A 16,461-nucleotide genomic window follows, 5' to 3' on the forward strand; every position below is an offset into this window, starting at 1 on the left:
TTAAGAATATCATTTTACCAAAGAAAAATTAATTTAAGGGAAAAAGAGCTTTATTTCATAAAAATAAGGCCCTTTGATATAGGGTTAACCCTTTAAGCTCCTCTATTTCTAATACCTTCCTCCTAATTGTGGCAATTCATAGGCTATGAACACTGTTATTATTACCATCCCGAAATAAATTTGAAATAAGAATGTAAGTTTATAAATGGTCAGAAGCAGGAATACTTATCCTAAGAGTATGTTTAACAGATAGAAATATATAAAATATTAAAATCTATTTTGATGGAGGGTGTGTACCATGAAAGGGATTATTCTCGCCGGAGGAAGCGGAACACGTCTGTCTCCAAGCACGGATAGTATTAATAAGCACCTGCTGCCAGTATTTGATAAGCCGATGATTTATTACCCATTATCTGTCCTGATGCTTGGTGGTATTAAAGAAGTGATGATAATTAGTACACCGGAAGACACGGAACGTTTTGAAAGGTTATTAGGAGACGGATCTTCTTTAGGTATCCAAATTGTCTATAAAGAACAGTCTGAGCCAAAAGGGATTCCTGAATCCTTTCTGATTGCAGAAGATTTTATTGGAAAAGATGATGTTACTTTGATTCTTGCAGATAATATTTTCTTTGGCCAGGGCTTTACAACATTACTGCGGAATGCAATTAAAAAACATAAACATGCAACCGTGTTTGGTTATCGTGTGAAAGATCCGGAGCGTTTTGGAGTGGTTGAATTTGACCATCATCAAAATGCGATTTCCATTGAGGAAAAGCCAGAGGATCCTAAATCAGATTTTGCGGTAACAGGTCTGTATATCTATGATTCCAGAGCTGTTCAAATTGCAAAAAAACTCAAACCCTCTGAGCGCGGTGAATTAGAAATTACAGATTTAAATAAGGAATATTTAAAATGGAATCAGCTGCATGTGGAGCTGTTAGGAAGAGGATTTGCCTGGATGGATGCAGGGACGCAGGAATCCTTATTTGACGCAGCTGAATTTATTAAAACAACACAGCAGCGGCAGGGTTTCAAGATTGCCTGTCTGGAGGAAATTGCATTCTATTTGGATTATATTTCCCGGGATATGCTTTATGAAAAAGGGAAATCGATGGAGAAAACAGACTATGGCCAATATTTAATGGAAATTGCAAATCGGAAGCATAACCAGCAATACTGGGATGCTATCGACCATCATCCAATGCTGGGGCTGGCCGGAAATGAGTAAGGCTATCTTAATTACAGGCGGAGCCGGATTTATCGGCTCTAATTTCATCCAATATTATCATAAGAAATACCCTGACCAGCAGTTAATTAATATTGATAAGCTGACCTACGCCGGTTCATTAAATAATTTAACAGAAGTAGAAAATAAAAAGAACTATCATTTTATTCAAGGAGATATTGCGGATATAAATGCAGTAACAGCAATTTTCAAAGAATATGATATTGAAGGTGTGATTCACTTTGCTGCTGAGTCCCATGTGGACCGCTCTATAGATGATGCCAGCCCATTTATTAATACGAATGTAGTAGGGACGCTGAATCTTCTGCAGGCGGCCAGAGCAGACTGGGAGGCAAAGGGAGAGCTTCAGGAGCGCCGGTTTCATCAAATATCTACGGATGAAGTCTATGGATCATTAGGAGAATCTGGAAAGTTCACAGAAGAGACTCCTTACGATCCAAGAAACCCATATAGTGCATCAAAAGCCGGTGCGAACTTTTTAGCGAAAAGCTTCGGTTACACGTATGGAATGAATGTTATTATTTCCTCCTGTTCGAATAATTATGGTCCGAGACAGCATGAAGAAAAGCTGCTGCCGACGATTATCCGTCATGCTTTGGCAAATGAGCCGATACCGATTTACGGTGACGGGAAGAATATACGCGACTGGTTATTTGTCGAGGATCATTGCAGAGCCATTGACATGATTTATCATCAGGGCAAAACGATGGAGATATATAATGTTGGCGGCAATAACGAACAGGAAAATATGAAAATTACAAATTTGATTTGTCATTTATTAGATGAACAAAGACCGGATTTACTTCAAACTTACCGTTTGGAGCATTTTTCTGATTTGATTACCTTTGTAGAGGATCGGAAAGGTCATGATAAGAGATATGCGATTGATGCAGGCAAAATACAAAGAGAACTAGGCTGGCAGCCCGAAGTAGATTTAGAGGATGGACTGAGAAAAACAGTGGAATGGTATTTACAAAAATGGAAAACGAACGTACCGACTTAATTTCTGTAGTAATTCCAGTCTATGGCTGTGAACGCTGCCTGATCGAGCTCGCCAATCGAATTATTCAAACAATCCAGTCCATTCCAGCAGATTATGAAATTATTATGGTAAATGATGCAAGCCCGGATCACGCCTGGGAAACAATTCTTAAACTTCATCAAAAAGATAAAAAAATAAAAGGAATTAACCTGTCCCGTAATTTTGGACAGCATCATGCAATAACAGCAGGTCTTGATTTTACATCCGGAGATTGGGTGGTTGTCATGGATTGTGATCTGCAGGACCGCCCGGAAGAAATTGCATCACTATATGAACGGGCAATGGATGGCTACGATGTTGTTTTTGCACAGCGCGTGCGCAGACAGGATAAAAGCTTGAAAAAATTCACGTCCAAGTCTTTTTATAAAGTCTATGATTATTTTACAGGGAAAAAGACAGACGCTTCGATAGCGAATTTCAGCATTTCCCATAAAAAAGTAGTAGAAAGCTTCCGGAAGCTGCGTGAGCAGAACCGTTATTTCCCGTTTTTTATTCAATGGATGGGATATCAGCAGACAAAAATAGAAGTACAGCATGATGCCAGAAAAGAAGGAAAGTCATCCTATCAATTGAAAAAATTATTTGCTCTGGCAACGGATGCGATTGTTTCTCAATCGAATAAACCGTTGAGGCTTTCAATAGGTGTGGGATTTTTGATGGCTTTTGCTTCTCTTATCTATGCGTTATATCTGTTTTTCCGTTATTTCTATTTGGATGAGCCTGTTCAAGGCTGGACCAGTGTGATGGTATCCATCTTCTTTATTGGCGGTCTGATATTTTTCCAGCTTGGGATTATTGGTCTCTATCTTGGAAAAATTTTCAATGAAGCAAAAAGCCGGCCAATCTATTTAATTAAAGATATAAAAGGTGAAGTTCAAAAAACGCATCAAAAATAGCGTATGGAAAGAGGAAGTCAGGTAGAGAGGAAGAGGAGAATGAGTAAATATTTAGAACCTACGCCCTGGGACAGCCGTAATTTCCCGCTTGCAACCTATCAATTAACCGAATATAGTGAAGCAGCATTACGGGAAGCGGCAGATGTGGAGGGACATTTTACCATTAAAGTAGACCCGCTTGCAGATAAGGAATTACTGCAAAAGTATGGTTTTTACTATGCGGATACGTTAATGGAGCCTTATTGTTACCGTGATAGATTTTTAAAGGAACGGGCTGGAGATGTATCCTTTCATGAAAATTATAATGCAGATGATATATTAGCTATTGCCGAAGAAGCATTTCAGGGAGGCAGATACCACCGTGATTTTCAAGTACCGAATGAGATGGCGGATCTCCGCTATCGAAATTGGGTAAAGGATTTGATTGAGCAGAAGCTGATTCTTGCTTATAAGCAGGAGGGGCGTGTGAAAGGCTTCTTTGCTTATCAGGAAGAAAATATTCTGCTTTTGGCCATGCATAAAGATATCCGTGGCCAGGGGTTTGCCAGTCCTTTTACAGCTGCCTGCGTTAAGGAGCAGTTTGAACGGACAGGTAAGGAACAGCTGATTACATCAATCTCTCCCAGTAATCCGGCATCATTAAATGTCTTTATCGGATTAGGTTTTCGATTACGGGCGGGTAAGGATATTTATCATAAAGTGAATGGTTCCTTCTATTAAAAGGTGTAATGAAATGAAGTGTTAGGGGGAGAGGAACTTGGGTTATTTTTATATTGCCGGAACGATTCTATTTACTGTCTATGGACAGCTGATTATAAAGTGGACAATGGATCGGCAGGGAGAGCTGCCGGACGGCTTATTCGATAAGTTTATGTTTTTATTTCAGCTCGTCTGGAATCCCTGGATACTATCCGGTTTTATTGCGGCATTTTTAGCGGCATTAAGCTGGATGGCAGCTATGACGAAATTTGATATCAGTTACGCTTATCCGTTTATGAGCCTTTCTTTTGTTCTTGTATTTATTTTATCTGTTCTTTTATTTGGAGAACCGGTCAGTACACAGAAAATGATTGGCTTTGCTTTTGTCGTAATAGGTATTCTGATAATGAGGTGATACCATGATACCATTCAATAAACCATGCTATATAGGAAAAGAAGATGCAGCAATTGGCGATGCAATATTAAAACAGAAATTATCAGGAAACGGTGCTTACGGGAAGAAGTGTATACAGTGGCTCGAGGAAAATATGGGCGTCAAAAAAGCTATGCTTACCCCATCCTGTACAGCAGCACTGGAAATGACAGCATTATTGACAGAGGTTGGAGAAGGAGATGAAGTCATTATGCCTTCCTATACCTTTGTTTCGACAGCAAATGCATTTGCTCTTAGAGGCGCGAAAATTGTCTTTGTCGATGTCGAACCGCGTACAATGAATGTCGACCCGGAGCAAATTGCAGCAGCAATTACAGAAAAGACAAAAGTAATTGCAGTTGTGCATTATGCAGGTGTTTCCTGTGACATGGACAGCGTCATGGAGCTTGCCAAAAAGCATAAGCTGTGGGTTGTCGAGGATGCAGCACAAGGCTTAATGAGCTTTTATCAAGGAAAAGCTTTAGGAACCATTGGGCATTTGGGAACCATCAGCTTCCATGAAACGAAAAATTATGTTTGCGGTGAAGGAGGGGCGTTATATATTAATGATCCTTCCTTAATGGAGCGCGCTGAGATCATTCAAGAGAAGGGAACGGACCGCTCCCAATTTATCCGTGGAGAGGTGGATAAATACACCTGGAGAGATATTGGCTCCTCCTATCTGCTCAGTGAGCTTAATGCAGCTTACCTTTCTGTACAGCTGGAGCACGCCGAAGAAATAAATGAAAATCGTCTGAGGACATGGGAAATATATCAAAATGGATTGACATCTCTCGCTGAAACGGGAGAAATAGAACTGCCTTCCATCCCGGAAAACAGGAAGCATAATGCACATCTTTTCTTTATCAAAACTAGAGATGCGGACGTTCGCGGACAGCTGATTCAATATTTAAAGAAATGTGACATATTGACTGCAACGCATTATGTTCCGCTTCATTCTTCTGTCGCAGGGAAAGAATGCGGCATCTTCTCCGGAGAGGACAAATATACAACAATAGAAAGTGAACGTTTGTTACGGCTGCCACTTTACTATGGAATAAGTAAAGGGGATGTAGAGTATGTCATTCAAAGCATTCAGCAATTTTATGCACAATAAGTGGATATGGCTGGGCTGTCTTATTTTGCTTGCTTACTTATCTCCTTATGTGATTTATGGGGAAGATGTACATATTAGAGTCCATGATAATATGGACTCTAATCTTGTCTGGTATAAAGTATTGGCTGAGAGCGGCTATATTTTCACTTTAACAGACGTGCAGCTTCCTTATGCCATTGACGGACTTCCGCGAAGTGCTTTGCCATCTGCATTTGATGCAGCACTTTGGCTGTATGTACTGTTTGAACCGATCACAGCTTATACCATCAGCCAGACTATTATGCGCTTTGCAGCGTTTTTCGGCATGTACTTATTATTAACACGCTTCGTTGTGAAAAAAGAAACGACACCCTGGATAACAGTTGGAGTTTCGCTTGCTTTTGCTATGCTTCCTTACTGGCCGTCAGGTGTTCTTTCGATAGCAGGTATGCCGCTTGCTTTATATGTCTTTTTAATGATCCGGAAATACCGGACAAAAGCCCCGAAGCATACTTGGATATTACTTGTGCTGATTCCGTTTTTTGCGAATTTCGTTCTCAGCTTTGTTTTCTTTCTGGCGGTAATCGGTGCACTATGGCTGATTGACCGGATCCGTTATAAAGAATGGAACTGGACTTTTTTTACTGCGCTGGCAGTGATGGCAGGTATTTTTCTGATGAAGGATTATTTACTAATAACGTCAATGTTTTTTGATAACAGCTTTACCTCTCATCGGGAAGAGCTTAGCTTGAGCGGCAATACTTTTGAACGGAGCTATGAATTGGCATGGGAGAATTTTTTATACGGTCATACGCATGACGAAGCCGTTCAGGCCTATATTATTATTCCTGTTATTTTACTGGCAATTTTGCTCGCTTTGTTTAAAAACCGGTATCCAAAGTGGCTTTTCTCACTGTTTTTAGTTAATTTAGTGTTGTCATTCTGGTACGCATTCTGGTACTGGGAGGGCTGGCAGCCGCTGAAAGAAAATATTTCTGTTTTAAATACATTTAATTTTGCACGGCTTCACTTTATGGATCCTCCAATTTGGTATATTGCCTTTGCACTCGCTTTAGGTATCCTTTGGAGGTTTAAAAAAATCGGGAAGCTGCTCGTGGTTGCACTTATCGTGATGCAATGTTTCATGTTGTTCGGTCTGACAGAAGAGTTTAAATACCGGGAAGCGAATACCCCGACCTTTAAGGAATTTTACTCAGAGGACTTGTTTACATCCATTAAGGACTATATTGGAGAGGATCTAGGTGATTATCGTGTTGTCAGCATCGGCTTACACCCGACAATAGCTCAGTATAATGGATTTTACACCCTGGATACGTATAATAATAGCTTTCCACTCGAATATAAGCATGCCTTCCGGAAGGTGATTGCCGGCGAACTGGACAAAAGCCCGACCTTGGAAAACTATTTTGATACCTGGGGTGGAAGACTATACATGTATGTAGCAGAGCAGGGCAAGGATTATATGTTTACGAAGAACCAAAATGAACCTATTCAGGATTTAGCTATTGATACAGAAGCTTTAAAGAAATTAGGAGGAGAATATATATTATCCGCTGTTCCGATTGAGAATGCAGAAGATATCGGATTGTCTTTGGAGGAAACTTTTGAAGAAAAGGATTCTGTATGGGAGATTTATTTATATCATGTAATGTAACTGGATTGTAATATTATCCTTGAAAGCATTCGTATGACAGGCTTGGACTACATTTTCCTCTCGTTGTGATACAAAACTGTAATATTTCGATAATCTTTCTGCAATCTCCAGATGTTACACTGCACTAGGAATTTATATTGTGTTAAATTTATCCTATGATTCACAAAACTGCATATTAAAAAAGAGCTGTCATGCTTTTTTCTAGAGAGAGACCTATGTAGTAGTGATGCAGGAACAGGGGGAAAAGAATTGAAGAAATCATTTTTGCTAGCAATAGTAATGGTAGTTGGTTTCATGAGTTCCAGTATTGTACCAGTTCAAGCAGAAACTGCTGATGATCTCGAGGGAGTTCGTGATCAGCGTTTGGAAGTCAAGACGGAGCTGTCTGATTCTGAACAACAAATTGCTTCAGTGCTAGAAGAATTGGAGCAGTTAAAAAGTGAAATTGCAAGTACAGAAGCTGAATTAGAAGAAAAGCAGCAGGAGATTGATGAAACAGATCAACAGATTGATGCTTTATTAGAAGATATTTTTGTATTAGAAGATGAAATGACAGAGCTTGAAGACAAGATTGAGGAACGTTTTGAAATATTAAAAGACCGTATGAAATCTGTACAGCATTCCGGCGGAGACATTAATTACTTAGAGGTGCTCTTCGGTGCACAGAGCTTTGAAGATTTTATTTCACGGGCAAATGCAGTCAACAAAATTGCAGATTCTGATGCTTCATTAATTGAACAGCAGGAGGAAGATATAGCTTCCTTGGAAGATAAGCGTTCAGAAGAAGTAGACAAGATGGCTGATTTGAATGATTTAAAAGATGAACAGGCTTCTGCAAAAGAGAATGTTGAACTGGCACTCGCTGATAGTAATGCACAAAAAGATGAGTTAGAAACAAAACAGTCCGATTTGGAATCACTTGTAGCAGAGCTGGAAATTACTGATTCTCAATTGGCATCTTTGGAAGCCGGTATACAAGCGGATATTACTGCTGAAGAAGAAAAAGCAAAAGAAGAGGAAGCGGCTAAGCTTGCAGAAGCTGAAGAAAAAGCAGCGGAAGAAGAAGTAAAGGTACATCAGGAAAAAGAAACGAGTGTAGCAGCAAAAACAATTACAAAGGATTCTGAAGAAGAGACGAAGAAAGAAGAAGCTCCTAAGGAAGAACCTAAAGAAAAAGCTTCTGAGCCAAAAGAAGAGAAGAGCTCAAGCAATGAAGAAAAAAAGGTTAAAGAAGAAACTGTAGCAGGGAAAGAGGAGCAGAGCTCTGGAAAATCATTTACAGTGTCATCAACCGCATATACGGCTGATTGTTCCGGATGCACCGGAATTACTTCAACAGGATTTGATTTAAAACAAAATCCGGGCGCAAAAGTAATTGCCGTTGATCCAAGTGTTATTCCGCTTGGCAGCATTGTCGAAGTGGAAGGTTACGGAGTAGCTGTAGCACGGGATACCGGCGGAGCAATTAAAGGAAATAAAATTGATGTTTTCTTCTCAGATACATCTCAAGCGCATAGCTGGGGAAGAAAAGACGTTAAAGTAACGATATTGGAAAGATAAATAAAAGCATGTGTCCTAACAAAGGATACATGCTTTTTGTGTTATATATTTTTTAAATCAGCTGACCACAATACTTTGAATAAAAGCAAAGTATCCCATTATGACAAAGAGAAGCGACGCCAGATAAGAAAGCGCAGGATGTCTCTTCGTTTTAAAAATGTAGATGCTGGCCGCAAGACATATTGCTGCCAAGCCGATAAAGAAGAAAACAGATCCGTCTAATACTAAATTTATACCTGCCCCATCCATAGATCCATCATAAAACATATTTAATATCGGAGCGTACCCGGTGTGTGCGATAAGATTTTCAATATGAAGCGGCGGTGATTGCTCATTCATAATACCTGTCAGCAATAAGATAAATAAAATAATAAAGAACTCTACTCGTATCCAGGGCTGTGCCTGAAAGGCTGTATCAGCTTGTAAACGCCGTTTCATCCAAACCCCGTTAAATACGGCATAGAGCAATAAAGGAATAATAAATAATTGTTTTAAAAATAAACTCTGACCATAAGAAACAAGGAGGGCATCGCCATATTGTCTCAAGTCAACAGTGAATTGTGCTAATAGAATACCACTGAGAACGACAATAGCAAAACAGATCAATGCAAATGGATGATAATTATTTATAAAACGCAGCCAGTCAACAGATTTTGGCGCAAACCAGCTGACCATGATCAAAGTTCCAACCCAGGCACTTACCGCAAACAGATGAATCGAATGCGTTATTGCTCCCAAAACTCCTTCGAATGACCCTGCATGACTGGCCCAGCCAATTCCAATTGCCGTCAGAGCTGTGAAAATAACTCCTGTCCATGCTGTTAGTTTACTGTTTGTATCTTTGACAAATGCAATATAAACACTGAAAAGAACGCAAATAATAAATAAGAATAACCAGGCGTTTCCAATGCGGAAGGATAATAAGACAGTTTCAAAGCCCGAGCCTAATGAAGTGCGTCTGGCAATATGGCTGATAAGCTGAATGAGGGGAATAAATGCAAATAAGGCAATACCCCAAATCGCTGCCAGCTGCAGGTTGGAGGGCACTTTGATCTTAATAGAAGAAGTGGCAGGAAGCAATCTGATCAGAAAGCTTCCTGCTAAAAAGGCAAGGCAAAGATATAAGAATGTTTCTGTTAATATGGTTAGATAGAACATACATTATTTCTTCCTTTTTAATAATACAATAGCTACGACAGCGATAATTGCAACAAGTAAAATAGTAATTAACAGGGTATTTGAATTACTATCCTCTGCTGCTGTGTCTTGAACATCGCTTTCGGATGCGGCTTCGTTTTCATCAGCCTGTTCTTCAGATGCATCTTCCTGTCCATTTGTATCTTCCTCTGTGGCTTCTTCAGCCGCTGTTTCCTCTATGTCCACTTCAAATGAAAGGGAATCCTCCATAGGATGGCCATCGACGCCAATAATGTCCCAGCTGAGGGTATATGCTCCGTTTTCTAAAGGCTCTGTAACATCAGCAGATAATTCATCATCATTCACAGTAATATTATCAAGAGTAATCTCAGTTCCATCCTCTTTTTGTAACTCCAATACAGCACTTTCTTCAATCACTGTTTCAAAATAAAGGGTGACACTGTCTAAAGCCTCTGTTACTGTTGAACCTTCCTCTGGATCAGATGTATCAAGATGTGTATGTGCAAAGGCAGGACTCGCACTGAATACAAATAATAAGGTAACTAGAGCTAAAGCTCCTGTAAGTTTTTTCATAATGTTTTTCTCCTTTTTGTTGAATTAAATATAATTTATTCAAACTCAAGCTTACAAAAGAATAAGACAAGTAACAAGTCTAATCAAAATAAAACAGCCACATTTTTATAAACTATGAACAATTGATGACAATGCTTTTTCTGGTAAACTGTAGTAGACTAATAAATATAACTTAATTTTACAAGGGGGATAATAATGAGTAGTTTTCCCAATACTGAAGAAACAATGACATTAATTAAAGAGTTGGTTACGATACCAAGTCCGTCCGGCTACACAAAGGATGCAATCCAATTTATTGAACAGCGGCTGGAAATAAGCAATGTGGAGACGAAAAGAAATCGTAAAGGCGGCCTGATTGCGACGTTACCGGGGAAGAATACGTCGAAGCACCGCTTCCTGACAGCTCATGTAGACACATTAGGAGCAATTGTTAAAGAAATAAAAACTGATGGCCGCTTGAAAATTCAAGTCATTGGCGGCTTTCCGCTTAACTACGTTGAAGGGGAATACTGCACCATCCACACGGTAAGCGGGAAAAAATATACAGGTACCATTTTAATGCATCAAACTGCTGTTCACGTATATCGAAAAGCCGGTGAACTGAAAAGAGATACGGAAAATATGGAAGTGCGGATTGATGAAGTGGTGAAGAGTGAGGAAGAAACCCGTAAATTAGGCATTGAAATTGGTGATTTCATCTCTTTTGATCCGCGGGTGGAAAAAACAGAATCAGGCTTTATTAAATCCCGTCATTTGGACGATAAAGCTAGTGCCGCTATCCTGATTAAGGTGATCGAAAAGCTTGCAGCAGACCAGACAGAATTACCATATACAACGCATTTTCTCTTTTCCAATAATGAAGAAATCGGCTATGGAGGAAACTCCAATATCCCGCCGGAAGTTGTAGAATACTTAGCAGTTGATATGGGAGCTATCGGGGATGGCCAAAGAACGGATGAATTCACAGTATCGATTTGTGTGAAGGACGCCTCCGGACCATATCATTATGGCCTCCGCAATCATCTCACCGAAATTGCCAAGGCCAACGAAATTGAGTTTAAATTAGATATTTATCCTTATTACCAATCCGATGCATCCGCAGCCATTCATGCCGGACATGATATCATTCATGGACTTATTGGACCGGGAATCGATGCATCACATGCATTTGAACGTACACATGAATCGTCTCTCAAGCACACAGAGAATTTAGTTTACCATTATGTACAGTCGGAAATGACAGAGGAATAAAAGAACGAAAAAATAAGATCGGGGTACTTTACCTGGTCTTATTTTTTTGTGAATAAAAATATCAATTGACGTTTATTAACTAACTAGCCACTCTAAAATAATGCTGTTTAAAAATAAAAAATTAAACAGATGGAATCATTGGTACATAAGGGTTTTTCTGAATAAATCGCTTATTATTTACAAATAGCAAGTTGACTTTTCAAAGATTGTGTTATAGGGTTAGTTGCATAAGTAATTAACCAATTAAGGGATGAGGCTAATGAAAAAAGAATTGGATGAAAACAAACCGATTTTTCTGCAGATAAAAGAGCAAATTGAAGATTCTATTATCGACGGTTCATTAAATAGTGGAGAACGTGCACCTTCTACAAATGAGTTTGCTAAATTTTATCAGATCAATCCGGCAACTGCTGGAAAAGGAATCAATGAGCTCGTCTCAGAAGGTATTTTGTTAAAGAAACGGGGCGTGGGGATGTTTGTGACTGAGGAAGCAAAAGGGATTGTTATTGAAAAAAGAAAACAGACATTTTATGAAAACTATTTACTTCCAATGAAAAGGGAAGCACAGAAGCTGGAAATGGACAGACAAGAGTTGATTAATATGCTTAACCGGGAGGATGAGGCTAATGGAAATTAAAGTAGATCAATTAAGTAAAAACTATGGAGAAAATTATGCTTTGGATCAGGTTTCTTTTACGTTGAAGGGGAACAAAATCTATGGATTATTAGGGAGAAATGGAGCGGGAAAGACGACATTTATGGATATTTTAAGCGGCCAGATTTTAGCATCCGCAGGCAGCATTTCCATTGACGGAGAGGATCCTTTTGATAACCAGCGATTAACAGAATCTATTTGCTTGATTAAAGAAGCAAATAATTTCAATCCAGAGCTAAAAATAAAACAAGTATTGAAGATCTATGCTTACTTTTATCCAAACTGGGATCAGGAAATGGCAGAAGAATTAGTAGAGAGTTTTAATTTAAAGCAATCAGCCAAAATAAAGACATTATCCAAAGGAATGGAGTCTGCATTAGGCATCACGGCAGGATTAGCGAGCAGAGCGCCAATTACAGTATTTGATGAACCTTATATCGGTATGGATGCTCCATCCCGTAAAAAGTTCTATGAAATATTATTGGAGGATTATCAGGAAAATCCGCGGACGATTATCTTTTCGACACATTTAATTGATGAGGTCAGCTTGATGTTTGAGGAAGTCATTATCTTAAGGGAAGGCTCCGTTATTTTACAGGAAAGCGCAGAAGACCTGCGGGCGAAAACAATCGCAATTTCTGGACCAAAGGATCAGGTAGATGCCTTTTTAGCAGATAAAGAAATTATTCAGCGCAATGACTTAGCAGGCAGCTCCATGGCCTATGCTTTTGGCAGCAGGAAAGAGGCGTTAGATGCTGGTCTTGAAGTAGAAGGCGTACCAGTCCAGGAATTAATGATTCATTTAACGGAGAAGAAGAAAGGGGCATAATCCATGAACAATCAAATAAAAGGTATGTTTTACGCTTATTCGACGGAAGTAATGCGGACAGCCAAAATCTTTTTTGCTATTTTTATAGGGTGTATTATCGCATCAGCTATTATCTGTTATTTATTACTTGGAGCTGTCGAGGATTTTAAAATGTATTTCGCTATCCCGTTCGGAACTTATTTTAATGTAGGTGTTGTTGGAGTTTTGTTAGTAAAAGGCAGTGTTCCATTCGGATTGAAGATGGGCGCTACCCGTAAGAATATGTATCTTATGCATTTATATTTTATGGCAGCTTACTCTTTTATTATGGCATTTTTAGGAAGTACTCTTCAGCAGGTAACAGAGTGGATATTTAACGCGGTCGGAGTTACAAACTATATTTATGTTCATCCGGCGATGCTTTTAACAGATAACTGGGTGATGAGAATCGTCGTAGATACATTTGTGATGTTTTTTATTATGACACTATTATATTTAATTGGATTAATTTTTTATCGTACCGGTCTGGCCGGAGCAGGAAGTTTATTAGGGGTCCTGCTGGTGGTTATACTATATGGGGTTTTTGAAGGCTGGATGATTCAAGCAGCTGTTGACCTTTTCTCCAATGTTACACTTATGACCTTTGTAATGCTATTTTTAATTGGTATTGTGCTTTATCTGATAGCATTCCCGTTTATAAGGAAAATTACTATAGTGAATAGGCGTTAAGGAAGCTGGGATTGTCTTTTGGTCAATACAAGAGGAAGTTTTTAACGTTTTAGAAATTTTAAAGAGTCGAATTTTATAAATAGGTATAGAAGAGAGCTGTTGTCAAATGCATGACATGCATTTGACAACAGCTCCTTTTAAAAGTTTTATATTATATTGTTAACGGAATAAATATTTATTTTTTTAAATTAGGGTTCTCGGATTTTGCTTCATTAACCCGGGGTCTCCGAAAGCCGCCGGCAATATCTGCCTGTTTAAATTCTTTAGAGTAATGGACCTCTTGAGCATCAGCAATGTCCCTCTTTTTTGCTGGCTGATATTGTGTATTTCTCATGAATAATCATCCTTTCTACTAAAGTTCGTTCTAGTATGTGTTTTCCCGGTTGCAGTGAATTAAAACATCTCCGTTGTCTTTCTAAAATTTGGTAACTTCTATTGCATATCCTACAAACTGTATTTATCATTATTGCTGGCATAAATTAATCGATCATGCTAAAATTTGATTATGCAATCAAAAAATATTCCTTTATAAGATGAGCTGCTTGCAGAGAAGTTTTTTCAACTCCACTGCAAGCAGCGAGACTTACCAGGGTGTTACAAACTTTTTACAGATTTTCCGAACGAGAAAGCCCACTTCTTTAGAGGTGGGATGATAAAGAGGTAATTTTAAAGTTTTAAATAAAATGCATCCCTTTTTTATAGAAAATAGATTGTGAAAAGAATGTTTGTTTGGTACAATAAACAGAACAGGTGTTTGCGCAAAAACGGAATCGAAATAGCGAAAATAGAAGGAAAATATCCCATTGTGCGAATGTAGAGGAACGTATCAAATGAAACAATATGTTGGAAGTCAGAAAAACGAAACAAGAAGGGAGTTGAACCTATGGCAAGAAAGTGTACACCAACTTATACCATTGAATTTCCTTTGCACATCCCCATTTGGCAGCAGCATCGGCTGGAAAAGAAATGCAACATGGCAAGAATGGTCTATAATTCTTGTCTGGGGGAAGCTCTCAAACGACATAAAGCTGTAAAAACGGATAAACGTTATCGTACATTGCTTCGTGAACCTACATCAAAAGATCGGAATAAGAAATTAGCGGATATCCGTTTAGAATATGGTTTTTCAGAATACGGAATCCATCATTTTGTAAAGAAAGTCCAACATAAATTCAAAGAACATATTGGCAGTTTGGAGTCTCAGAAATTGGCAACAAGGGCTTTTCAAACCGTCGGGAAGCTTCATTTTGGAAAATCCAAAAAAGTACATTTCAAAAATGCAAAGGATGATATCTCCGTAGAAAACAAATCAAACCAAACCGGGTTGAGATATATAGAAGGAGAGATTCTTTGGGGCGATAAACCAACCAGAAAAAATCCTAAACCAAAGAATTGGCTGTGTATGCCGATTTCTCCTAAAGATGATGATGAATATGCACACTGGGCTTTATTAGACAAGACAAAGTATGTACGCATTTTAAAACGAGATGTTAGAGGGAAAACCCGTTATTTCGTTCAACTTATTCAAGAAGGTTACCCGCCAACAAAAAGAAATCGCAAAGTTGCTAATGACGAGACAAAACGTATCGGGTTAGACATTGGTACATCTACGATTGCGATTAGCAGTGACAGCCAAGTCGAACTTCGTGAACTGGCCCCGGCGTGTTACTATGATGAAAAAGAATTAAGAAGAATCCAACGCAAAATGGACAGGTCTAAACGAAGTACCAATCCCGGCAACTTTAATGAAAATGGAACAATCAAAAAAGGCAGATTAACATGGAGTTACTCTAAAAGATATGAAAGGCTGCGTCAAAAACGTAAAGAATGCTACCGTAAAGTTGCTGGCAGGCGAAAAATGTCCCATGAGAAACTGGCAAACGATATTCTTGCCATAGGTTCTGATATTCGAGTAGAAACGATGCGGTTTCAATCATTGCAAAAACGCGCGAAAAATACAACTCGAAATAACACGAATGGGAAGGTTAACCGAAAAAAACGGTTTGGAAAATCCATTGCCAAGCGTGCTCCTGCAATGCTGCTCACCATTATAGAGCGAAAACTGAATTATCAAGGAAGAGAGATCAAGAAGATAGATACCTATGCCACAAAAGCTAGTCAGTTTAATCATGTAACAGGGAAATACGAGAAGAAACAACTTTCAGAACGTTGGAATGATTTTGGAGCGTTTCGTATCCAACGCGATTTATATAGCGCTTTTTTAATAGCTAATACAAAGGAAACCCTCGATTCTGTTGATATAGATTTATGCAATGAAGGATGGAACAATTTTATAGAACGGCATCATTGTGAAATCGAACGATTAAAACAGTCAACAAGTAAAACGATACGTTGGTTTGTCGTTTAATACAAACCTGATTGGTCCTGATAACGGCCAAGAGAAGCGGAACGACAAGCACACAAGAAGTCTTTTAAGGCTGGCTTGGTGAAGTGCCTTGCAACCTCGCAATACGTCCGTTAATGTTTTAAGAGAATATATACCAGTATTTCAGTGGAAACTCTTTCTTTATAGAAAGATAAGGGCGCTGTTAAGAAGTGTATTAGTACCTTAGAACCCCATTGCTTTAGCTGTGGGAGTTGTCAGCCTAGGATAAAAATGTGCAGAGGAGATTATAA

At 38.9% G+C, this 16,461-nt stretch carries 16 protein-coding genes; 13 read left to right on the forward strand and 3 right to left on the reverse strand.

Annotated features, from left to right (window positions below):
* The first annotated feature begins 298 nt into the window (after window positions 1-298).
* The 8 genes from rfbA (at window position 299) to BN1068_RS06515 (ending at window position 8,650) form a co-directional block, all read left to right on the forward strand.
* The gene (rfbA, locus tag BN1068_RS06480; RefSeq protein ID WP_077602007.1) at window positions 299-1,231 is read left to right on the forward strand and encodes a glucose-1-phosphate thymidylyltransferase RfbA; all 933 of its coding nucleotides are present in this window, start codon (window positions 299-301) and stop codon (window positions 1,229-1,231) included.
* Window positions 1,224-2,252, forward strand: a complete 1,029-nt coding sequence (rfbB, locus tag BN1068_RS06485) for a dTDP-glucose 4,6-dehydratase (RefSeq protein ID WP_077602008.1) — start codon at window positions 1,224-1,226, stop codon at window positions 2,250-2,252. Before rfbA ends, rfbB begins: the two co-directional genes overlap by 8 nt.
* The gene (locus BN1068_RS06490) at window positions 2,213-3,187 is read left to right on the forward strand and encodes a glycosyltransferase family 2 protein (protein ID WP_217697306.1); all 975 of its coding nucleotides are present in this window, start codon (window positions 2,213-2,215) and stop codon (window positions 3,185-3,187) included. The genes rfbB and BN1068_RS06490 overlap by 40 nt, the downstream gene beginning before the upstream one ends.
* A gap of 39 nt (window positions 3,188-3,226) precedes the next feature.
* Window positions 3,227-3,907, forward strand: a complete 681-nt coding sequence (locus BN1068_RS06495) for a GNAT family N-acetyltransferase (protein ID WP_077602009.1) — start codon at window positions 3,227-3,229, stop codon at window positions 3,905-3,907.
* Between the two features lie 37 nt (window positions 3,908-3,944).
* On the forward strand, window positions 3,945-4,301 hold the full coding sequence (locus BN1068_RS06500; RefSeq protein WP_077602010.1) for an EamA family transporter: 357 nt from the start codon (window positions 3,945-3,947) through the stop codon (window positions 4,299-4,301).
* A 4-nt stretch (window positions 4,302-4,305) separates the two neighbouring features.
* Window positions 4,306-5,436: a dTDP-4-amino-4,6-dideoxygalactose transaminase gene (gene rffA, locus BN1068_RS06505; RefSeq protein WP_077602011.1), complete on the forward strand. Its 1,131-nt coding sequence runs from the start codon at window positions 4,306-4,308 to the stop codon at window positions 5,434-5,436.
* The gene (locus BN1068_RS06510; RefSeq protein WP_077602012.1) at window positions 5,399-7,090 is read left to right on the forward strand and encodes a DUF6044 family protein; all 1,692 of its coding nucleotides are present in this window, start codon (window positions 5,399-5,401) and stop codon (window positions 7,088-7,090) included. The genes rffA and BN1068_RS06510 overlap by 38 nt, the downstream gene beginning before the upstream one ends.
* A gap of 249 nt (window positions 7,091-7,339) precedes the next feature.
* A complete protein-coding gene (locus tag BN1068_RS06515; RefSeq protein WP_077602013.1) occupies window positions 7,340-8,650 on the forward strand; it encodes a PcsB-like coiled-coil domain-containing protein in 1,311 nt (436 codons plus the stop codon).
* A 57-nt stretch (window positions 8,651-8,707) separates the two neighbouring features.
* Here the strand turns inward: BN1068_RS06515 and BN1068_RS06520 are convergent, their stop codons facing one another.
* Together BN1068_RS06520 and BN1068_RS06525 are read right to left on the reverse strand one after the other, a co-directional pair.
* Window positions 8,708-9,808: a copper resistance D family protein gene (locus BN1068_RS06520; protein ID WP_077602014.1), complete on the reverse strand. Its 1,101-nt coding sequence runs from the start codon at window positions 9,806-9,808 to the stop codon at window positions 8,708-8,710.
* Window positions 9,809-9,811: 3 nt separating this feature from the next.
* Window positions 9,812-10,381 carry a copper resistance CopC family protein gene (locus tag BN1068_RS06525; RefSeq protein WP_077602015.1) on the reverse strand — a complete coding sequence of 190 codons (570 nt, stop codon included), beginning with the start codon at window positions 10,379-10,381 and terminating at the stop codon, window positions 9,812-9,814.
* Window positions 10,382-10,576: 195 nt separating this feature from the next.
* On the opposite strand from BN1068_RS06525, the gene BN1068_RS06530 reads away from it, so the two are divergent.
* The 4 genes from BN1068_RS06530 (at window position 10,577) to BN1068_RS06545 (ending at window position 13,824) form a co-directional block, all read left to right on the forward strand.
* Window positions 10,577-11,632 (forward strand): M42 family metallopeptidase, encoded by a 1,056-nt coding sequence (locus BN1068_RS06530; protein WP_077602016.1) that lies wholly within the window; start codon window positions 10,577-10,579, stop codon window positions 11,630-11,632.
* A gap of 259 nt (window positions 11,633-11,891) precedes the next feature.
* Complete coding sequence (locus BN1068_RS06535) at window positions 11,892-12,269, forward strand: GntR family transcriptional regulator (protein WP_077602017.1); 378 nt, start codon at window positions 11,892-11,894, stop codon at window positions 12,267-12,269.
* A complete protein-coding gene (locus BN1068_RS06540) occupies window positions 12,259-13,116 on the forward strand; it encodes an ABC transporter ATP-binding protein (protein WP_077602018.1) in 858 nt (285 codons plus the stop codon). The genes BN1068_RS06535 and BN1068_RS06540 overlap by 11 nt, the downstream gene beginning before the upstream one ends.
* A 3-nt stretch (window positions 13,117-13,119) precedes the next feature.
* Entirely contained in the window at window positions 13,120-13,824 is a 705-nt protein-coding gene (locus tag BN1068_RS06545; RefSeq protein ID WP_077602019.1) for a hypothetical protein, read from the forward strand.
* A gap of 175 nt (window positions 13,825-13,999) precedes the next feature.
* Here the strand turns inward: BN1068_RS06545 and BN1068_RS23325 are convergent, their stop codons facing one another.
* Window positions 14,000-14,158, reverse strand: coding sequence for a YfhE family protein (locus tag BN1068_RS23325; RefSeq protein WP_139344754.1), 159 nt, complete (start codon window positions 14,156-14,158; stop codon window positions 14,000-14,002).
* A gap of 549 nt (window positions 14,159-14,707) precedes the next feature.
* Between BN1068_RS23325 and BN1068_RS06550 the strand changes: the two genes are divergently transcribed.
* Window positions 14,708-16,192: a hypothetical protein gene (locus BN1068_RS06550; RefSeq protein ID WP_077602020.1), complete on the forward strand. Its 1,485-nt coding sequence runs from the start codon at window positions 14,708-14,710 to the stop codon at window positions 16,190-16,192.
* Window positions 16,193-16,461 lie beyond the last annotated feature (269 nt).

It is taken from the genome of Oceanobacillus sojae (assembly GCF_900162665.1).
GTDB lineage: Bacteria > Bacillota > Bacilli > Bacillales > Amphibacillaceae > Oceanobacillus > Oceanobacillus sojae_A.